Annotated in this window: 7 protein-coding genes and 1 pseudogene; 6 read left to right on the top strand and 2 right to left on the bottom strand. The window is 75.5% G+C overall.

All coding sequences use genetic code 11. From position 1 onward, the window contains the following. Positions 1 to 68: 68 nt before the first annotated feature. From ACRYR8_RS20570 to ACRYR8_RS20555, 4 genes and pseudogenes are all read left to right on the top strand, one after another. Positions 69 to 887: a CheR family methyltransferase gene (locus ACRYR8_RS20570; protein ID WP_432486095.1), complete on the top strand. Its 819-nt coding sequence runs from the start codon at positions 69 to 71 to the stop codon at positions 885 to 887. 13 nt (positions 888 to 900) lie between these two features. After that, positions 901 to 1,281, top strand: coding sequence for a response regulator (locus ACRYR8_RS20565; RefSeq protein ID WP_432486096.1), 381 nt, complete (start codon positions 901 to 903; stop codon positions 1,279 to 1,281). Further along, a complete protein-coding gene (locus tag ACRYR8_RS20560) occupies positions 1,278 to 1,763 on the top strand; it encodes a chemotaxis protein CheX (protein ID WP_432486097.1) in 486 nt (161 codons plus the stop codon). Before ACRYR8_RS20565 ends, ACRYR8_RS20560 begins: the two co-directional genes overlap by 4 nt. A gap of 2 nt (positions 1,764 to 1,765) precedes the next feature. Continuing rightward, positions 1,766 to 2,122, top strand: a pseudogene (locus tag ACRYR8_RS20555) (response regulator); the annotation flags it as partial. Positions 2,123 to 2,763: 641 nt separating this feature from the next. Here ACRYR8_RS20555 and ACRYR8_RS20550 read toward each other — a convergent pair. After that, positions 2,764 to 3,885 (bottom strand): EAL domain-containing protein, encoded by a 1,122-nt coding sequence (locus ACRYR8_RS20550; protein WP_432486098.1) that lies wholly within the window; start codon positions 3,883 to 3,885, stop codon positions 2,764 to 2,766. A gap of 154 nt (positions 3,886 to 4,039) precedes the next feature. Continuing rightward, positions 4,040 to 4,789 carry a polyprenol monophosphomannose synthase gene (locus ACRYR8_RS20545; protein WP_432486099.1) on the bottom strand — a complete coding sequence of 250 codons (750 nt, stop codon included), beginning with the start codon at positions 4,787 to 4,789 and terminating at the stop codon, positions 4,040 to 4,042. 157 nt (positions 4,790 to 4,946) lie between these two features. Between ACRYR8_RS20545 and ACRYR8_RS20540 the strand changes: the two genes are divergently transcribed. Together ACRYR8_RS20540 and ACRYR8_RS20535 are read left to right on the top strand one after the other, a co-directional pair. Further along, positions 4,947 to 5,324 carry a hypothetical protein gene (locus ACRYR8_RS20540; protein WP_432486100.1) on the top strand — a complete coding sequence of 126 codons (378 nt, stop codon included), beginning with the start codon at positions 4,947 to 4,949 and terminating at the stop codon, positions 5,322 to 5,324. A gap of 20 nt (positions 5,325 to 5,344) precedes the next feature. Further along, positions 5,345 to 7,405 (top strand): ArnT family glycosyltransferase, encoded by a 2,061-nt coding sequence (locus tag ACRYR8_RS20535; RefSeq protein ID WP_432486101.1) that lies wholly within the window; start codon positions 5,345 to 5,347, stop codon positions 7,403 to 7,405. Positions 7,406 to 7,535 lie beyond the last annotated feature (130 nt).

Raw genomic sequence — 7,535 nt, 5'->3', positions numbered from 1 at the left:
GCCGGCGGTACCGCCGGCGCCCCGCACCGCCGCCGCTGCGGCCCGACCCACTACTGGCAGGTGGTGACATGGCACTGACCCCCACGGCTTTCGAGTGGGTCTGCGCGCTCGTCCGCAAGGAGAGCGCGATCGTCCTGGAGAAGGGCAAGGAGTACCTCGTCGAGTCCCGTCTCGTGCCGCTGGCGCGGGCGGCCGGCGCGGCGGACGTCAGCGCCTACGTCGACGGCGTGCGGCTGCGGCCCGACCGCCGCACGCAGATCGCCATCGTGGAGGCGCTGACGACGAACGAGACGTCGTGGTTCCGCGACGGCGCCCCGTTCCAGGCGTTCTCCACCACGGTGGTGCCGGCGCTGAAGCAGTCGCGCGCCTCCACCCGCTCGGTCCGCATCTGGTCGGCGGCCTCCTCCACCGGCCAGGAGCCCTACAGCCTGGCGATCGGTCTGCAGGAATCCCTGCTCGCCGAGGGGTGGCGCGCGGAGATCATCGCCACGGACTTGTCCACCGAGGTCCTGGACAAGGCCAGGGCCGGGACGTACTCCCAGCTGGAGGTCAACCGAGGCCTGCCCGCTCCCATGCTGGTCCGGCACTTCACGCGGACCGGCATGAACTGGCAGATCAACGAGAACATCCGGCGGATGGTGCGGTTCCAGCAGCTGAACCTCACCGGCAGCTACGCGGCGCTGGGCCAGTTCGACGTGGTCTTCCTGCGCAACGTGCTCATCTACTTCGACCTCGCCACGAAGCGGGACATCCTCGGCCGGGTGCGCAGAGCGCTCAAACCGGACGGGTACCTGTTCCTCGGTGGGGCCGAGACGACGCTCGGCGTCGACGACAACTGGGAACGGCAACTCATCGGGCGGGTCTCCGTCCACCGCCCCAAGAACTGAGAGGACAGAGGAAATGAAGGCACTGGTCGTCGACGACTCCCGCGCCATGCGGAAGATCATCGCGGGTGCGCTGCGCAAGCTGGGTTACGAGGTCGTGGAGGCTGCTGACGGCGCCGAGGCGCTCAAGGTCCTGCAGAACGGCCCGCTGCCCGAGCTGGCGACGGTCGACTGGAACATGCCGGTGATGGACGGCCTGACGTTCGTCACCCAGGTCCGCGCCATCCGCGAGTACCGCTCGCTGAGCATCATGATGGTCACCACGGAGGCCGAGCACGGGCAGATCGTCCGCGCCCTCGCCGCGGGTGCCCACGAGTACCTGATCAAGCCCTTCACGGTGGAGGCGCTGGAGGAGAAGCTGGCCCTGCTGGGCCTGCTGCCGGAGGTGACCGCATGACGCAGGACATCGAGCAGGCCGGGCAGGCCGCCGACTACGTCGAGGACGACGCGCTCGCGCAGATCGTGGACCAGATGTGGCAGTCGTACTTCGGCCACGTCGAGCCCCTGCTGCCGGCGTTCGACCCGCAGGAGGTCCCCGCCCCGGTGCTGTGCGCGAGCGTCGGCATCGCCGGTGCCCGCCCCGGCCTGGTGACCGTGCTGGTCCAGAAGGCCGCTGCGGCCCCGCTGGCCGCCGCCCTCCTGCAGGAGGACGGCGAGCTGACCGACGAGGACGTCTACGACGCCCTCGGCGAGATGGCCAACATCATCGGCGGCAACATCAAGGCCCTCGTGCCGGACGCCGGCACCCTGGGTCTGCCCGCCATCGCGGAGGCCCCGCCGCTGCCGCGTTCCAACAGCCGCTGCGCGGCCCGCCTGGACGCGAACTGGCAGGGTCACTGGATGACGTTCGTGGTGTGGCTGTCGGGAACGGGAGCCTGACGATGAAGGCCCTGGTGGTGGACGACAGCCGCGTCATGCGGCAGATCGTCATCCGCACCATGCGCCAGGCGGGTTTCGACTGGGTCGACGTGGTCCAGGCCGAGAACGGCCGTGAGGGTCTCGAGGCGGTCCGCGCCGAGAACCCCGACATCGTGCTGTCGGACTGGAACATGCCCGAGGTGTCCGGGTACGAGCTGCTGCAGAACCTGCGCGGTTCCGGCCTGGACGTGCCGTTCGGGTTCGTGACCTCGGAGGGTTCGGAGGAGATGCGCGAGAAGGCGGCCGCCGCCGGCGCGCTGTTCCTCATCGCCAAGCCGTTCACGCCCGAGGCGTTCGCCGAGGCCCTCTCGCCGGTCCTCGACGGTGGAGCGGTCGAGGCCGCTCCCCCCGCGGCCGCCCCGGCGGCCGAGCGTCCCGCCGTGACGATGGACTCCAGCCCGCTGCCGTCGAACCTGGCGATCCGCAACCTGCTGGAGGACCTGCTCGGCCGCGAGGTCGGGGTCTCCCCGGGCACCCCGTGCCCGGTGGGCGGCAAGCCGGGTGCGGCCGTCGGCCTGTACGTCGACGACCGCCTGCGCTCGGCGGCCGTCGCGGTGTTCGACTTCGCGCTGGCCGCGCACGCCGGTGCGGCCATCGGCCTGCTGCCCCCCGGGGCCAGCGAGGCCGCGATCGAGGACGGGGAGCTGTCGGAGGCGCTGCGCGTCAACGCCAACGAGGTCCTCAACATCATGGCGTCGCTGTTCAACGTGGAGGGTGCCCCGCACCTGAAGCTGCACGCCGCCTACGCGCCGGGTGAGGTCCTGCGCCCGGACGTCACGCAGTGGGCCACCAGCACGGGCAGCCGCCTGGACCTGGACGTCGAGGTCGCCCGCTACGGCAAGGGGCGGCTCAGCGTCGTCACGATCTGACCCGCCCGCCCCACGGCCCCCGTCGCACCCGCGGCGGGGGCCGTCGGCGTCCCCCCGCCCCTCACCTCCTCACCGGGGGGTGAGGGGCGGGGTCAGTGCTCGCGGGGCTGAGCGGGCAGCAGGACCGTGGTCGTGTCGTCGGGCCGCACGACCGGCAGCGGCGGCAGCGCCGGGCGGCCCAGCAGGTAACCCTGCGCGCAGTGCACGCCCAGCTCCCGCAGCACCGACAGCTCCGCGGTCCGTTCCACGCCCTCGGCGACCATCGTCGAGCCCACCTCGGTGGCGAACCCCACCAGGGCGCGCGCCACCGCCCGGCGGGCGGGGTCCGCGTCGATGCCGCGCACGAACGCGATGTCCAGCTTCACCACGTCGGGGGACAGGTGCAGCACGTGCTGCAGGCTCGCGAACCCCGACCCGGCGTCGTCCACCGCCAGCCGCAGGCCTCCCGCGCGCAGTTCGGCGGTGCTCTCCGCCAGCGCCGCGTAGTCGATCACCGGGTCGTGCTCGGTGACCTCCACGACGACCCGCTCCGGTTGCGAAGCCAGCAGCACCTCGCGGGTGGCGGGGTCCATCAGCGCCTCGGCGGAGGCGTTGACGCTCAGGTACGTCCCCGCCGGCAGGCCCGGCAGCAGCGCCAGGGCGGAGGCGACCGCCGCCCGCTCCAGCTGCACGCCCGCCCCGGCGGACCGGGCGTCGGCGAACACCTGCTCGGGACCGCGGGGGTAGCCGTCCTCACCGGTGAAGCGGCTGAGCGCCTCCGCCCCCACCACCGCGCCGGTGCGCACGTCGACGATCGGCTGCAGGACCGTGCTGCGGCCCCGGCCGCGGACCAGGGCCTCCAGCGACGCCAGCCGGCCGCGGTGCTCGGCCCTGCGTCGGTCCCGGTGGTGCAGGACGCCGGCCACCAGGGCGGCGACCACGTGCAGCGCCTCCACCTGCCGGGAGTCCAGCGGTTCCACCGCGCCCGCCGGCACGCCCAGCAGCCGCCCGCCCGGCGTGCCGTCCGGGCGCAGCACGTCCACCGCCAGAGCGCCGCGGGTCAGGTCCGTGTCGGCCAGCAGCCGGACGGTCGCGCGCGGGTCCAGGGCGCTGGAGGCCTGCTCCACGACGGGCCCCTGGCCGGGCACCGCGGCGCGCGCCAGCGCCGCCACCGGCGTCCCGAAGATGTCACGGGCGAGGTCGAGCAACTGGGCGACGGCGTCGTCGTCCCCCACTGCGGCCCTCCCGCGTCGTCCCTGCCCTGCCCTGCCCCGTGCGCGGGCGACGACCCGCAGCTCCCACCGCTCGCGGGGGAGCCGGAGCGCCGCGCCCCCACCGTCACGGTGACCTTGGCAGACGACGGTGCGCACGGCAACGGCAACTGCCCGTTCAGCGTCGCGCAGGCCGCCCGGCCGGGCCGTGCCGGCGCATCCGCCACACGGCACCCATCGCCTCGGTGATGATCGCGCCCGACATCTTCGAGGTGCCGGCGGTGCGCTCGGTGAACAAGATCGGCACCTCGCGCACGACGGCGCCGCGCTCCAGCGCCGCCAGCGTCGTCTGGATCTGGAACGCGTACCCCGCCGCGGTCAGCGCGCGCAGGTCCAGCGAGCGCAGCAGGTCCGCCCGCCACGCCTTGTAGCCACCCGTCAGGTCCGCCACCGGGGCGCGCAGCAGCACCCGCGCGTACGTGTTCGCCCCCCGCGAGAGCGCCTTGCGGTACCAGGGCCAGGCGTCGTCCAGGGCGCCGCCGGGCACGTACCGCGCACCCAGCACCAGGTCGGCGCCCGCGGCGACCTCGTCCAGCATCCGCGGCAGCACCTCGACCGGGTGGGAGCCGTCGGCGTCCATCTGCACCACCACGTCGTGGTCGCCGGTGCGCAGCACCTCGGCGAACCCCGCCCGGTACGCCGCGCCCAGGCCGTCCTTCACGGTGCGGGTGAGCAGCCGCACCCGGCCCTCGGGCAGCCCGGCGGCCACGCTCCGCACGATCGCGCCGGTGCCGTCGGGGGATGAGTCGTCCACCACGAGCACGTCGGGCTCGGCGGGGGAGTCCAGCAGCCGCTGCAGCATCGCGGCGATGTTGCCGGCCTCGTCGTACGTGGGCAGGACGACGACGGCACGGAGGGCGTGGGGCAACGGGACTCGCTCGGGGTCGTGGGGCGGCGGGGCTCCCCGACGCTACCCCAGGCGCTCCCGCCCGGCGGCCACCCTCACAGGGCTGCCACAGCTCCCTGACCGCTGATCCCCACACCGCGCGCCGATGGTGGTGCGGACCGTGACGAGAGGGGGAGCAGTGGACGAGGCCCGGGACGACGTGGCGCGCCGGTGGCCCGCCCCGGCGGCCGGTCCCGCCGGCGACGCGGCCGCGCCCGCAGGGGCCCGTCGGCGTCCGCGGTGGCGCTCGCGGTGGGCGCTGGCCGCGGCCGGTGCCGGCCTGACCCTGCTCGGCGCCGCCGGGGGCTTCGCCGTCGGCCACGCCACGGCGGGGACGACCGCGGGCAGCGGGCAGGCCCAGCCGGCCGGGCCGGACGGCGCCGTCCCCGGGCAGCCGCCCGGCGGCGGCTTCGGCGGCACCGCGCCCGGTGGCGGCGACGCGCAGACGTGGCCCCAGGACCAGACCCAGGACCAGACCCAGGTGCTGCCCGGCACCGGCAGCACGACCACCACCTGACCCGCCCCCCTCCAGGAGAGATGCCCGTGCCCGGCACGTCCACACCCACCAGGCGGCCCCCCGGGGGTGCCTCCGCGGAACCACCGGCCACGGCGGTGGCGCGCTGGAGCCGCCGCGAGAAGGTCGCGGTCACCGCGCTGCTCGCCGCGACGGCGGTGCTCCACCTGTGGGACCTGTCCGCCTCCGGGTGGGCGAACTCCTTCTACTCCGGCGCCGTGCAGGCCATGACGAAGAACTGGACGGCGTTCTTCTTCGGTTCCGCCGACGCCGGCAACACCATCACCGTCGACAAGCCCCCCGCCTCGCTGTGGGTGATGGCGCTCTCGGCCCGCGTGTTCGGGCTGTCCAGCTGGAGCGTGCTGGCCCCGCAGGCCCTCATGGGCGTCGGGGCGGTGGCGCTGCTGCACCGCGCGGTGCGCCGCGTCGCCGGGCCGGTCGCCGCGTTCGTCGCTGCGCTCGCGTTCGCGCTGACGCCGGTGGCGGTGCTCATGTTCCGCTTCAACAACCCCGACGCGCTGCTGGTGCTGCTGCTCGTGGCCGCCGCGTACGCGGTGGTGCGCGCGCTGGAGGCCGCCCGCACCCGCTGGCTCGTGCTGGCCGGGGTGCTCGTCGGGTTCGCGTTCCTCACCAAGACCGCGCAGGCGCTGCTGCCGCTGCCGGCGCTGGCGCTGGCGTACCTGTGGGCGGCGCCCACAGGGTTCGTGCGCCGGGTCGCCCAGCTGCTGGCCGCCGGGGTGGCCGTCGTGGTCAGCGCCGGCTGGTGGTTCCTCGTCGCCGGGCTGTGGCCGGCGTCCAGCCGCCCCTACATCGGCGGCTCCACCGACGGCACCGCCTGGGACCTGGCCGTCGGCTACAACGGCCTGGGCCGGCTGTTCGGGAACGAGGGCGGCGGTGCCGGTGGTGGCCAGCTGCCCACCGGGGGTGCGGTGCCCGGCGGTGTCGAGGTGCCCACCGGCGGCTTCGGCGGCGGTGGTGGCGGGGGTTTCGGCGCCGACGCCGGCTGGCTGCGCATGTTCGGCTCCAGCGTCGGCGGTCAGGTCTCGTGGTTGCTGCCCACGGCGCTGCTGCTGCTCGTGGCGGGTGTCGTGGTGACCTGGCGCCGCCCCCGCACCGACCGGGTGCGCGCCTCCCTGGTCGTGTGGGGCGGGTGGACGATCGTCACCGCGGTGACGTTCAGCCTCATGGAGGGCACGTTCCACCAGTACTACACGGTCGCCCTCGCCCCCGGGATCGCCGCCCTCGTCGGCGTCGGCGGTGCCGCCCTGTGGAGCCGGCGCGACCGCGTCGCCGGCCGGGTGGCGCTCGCGGTGGTCGTCCTGGCCACCGGTGCCTGGGCGTGGGTGCTGCTGACCCGCACCCCGGACTTCGCGCCGTGGCTGCGCTGGGTCGTCGCGGTGCTCGCGGTCCTCGCCGCGGCGGGTCCGCTGCTGCGCCGCCCGACGCGGCTGGTGGTGGCCTCGCTGGTCACCGCCGTGGTGCTGTCGCTGGCCGGGCCGGCCGCGTACGCGGCGGTGACGGTGGCGACCCCGCACACCGGGTCCATCCCGACCGCGGGGCCGGAGGGCGCCTCCAGCGGCGGGATGCCCGGTGGCGGGACGCGCGGCGGGTTCGCCGGACGGGGCGACGCGGCCGGTGCCGCGGCGGGCGCGGCGCGGGGCGGTGCGGCAGCGGGCGGCGCGCCCACCGGTGGCGGGTTCGGCGGCGGCGCCCCCACCGGGGGCGGGTTCGGCGGGGCCGGCGGCGGTGGCCAGGACGTCAGCGACGAGCTCGTCGCGCTGCTGCAGGCGGCCGGCACGACCTGGTCGGCGGCGACGACCTCGACGAACTCCTCGGCGGGCTACGCGCTGGCCAGCGGCACCGACGTGATGGGCATCGGCGGGTTCACCGGCTCCGACCCGGCGCCGACCCCGGCGGAGTTCCAGGCGCTGGTGGAGGCCGGTGACGTGCACTACTTCATCAGCGGCGGGATGGGCGGTGGCCGGGGCGGTTCCTCCGAGATCGCCACGTGGGTGCAGGAGAGCTTCTCCTCCACCACGGTGGGCGGCACGACCGTCTACGACCTCACCCAGCCCCTGTCCTGACCCCCACCGCCGCACCCCCCCCGGGGGGGGGGGGGGGGGGGGGGGGGGGGGGGGGGGGGGGGGGGGGGGGGGGGGGGGGGGGGGGGGGGGGGGGGGGGGGGGGGGGGGGGGGGGGGGGGGGGGGGGGGGG

It is taken from the genome of Kineococcus esterisolvens (genome assembly GCF_050871405.1).
Taxonomy (GTDB): domain Bacteria; phylum Actinomycetota; class Actinomycetes; order Actinomycetales; family Kineococcaceae; genus Kineococcus.
The sequence above is the reverse complement of the archived record's forward strand: the minus strand, read 5'-3'. Positions and strand labels throughout refer to the sequence as shown.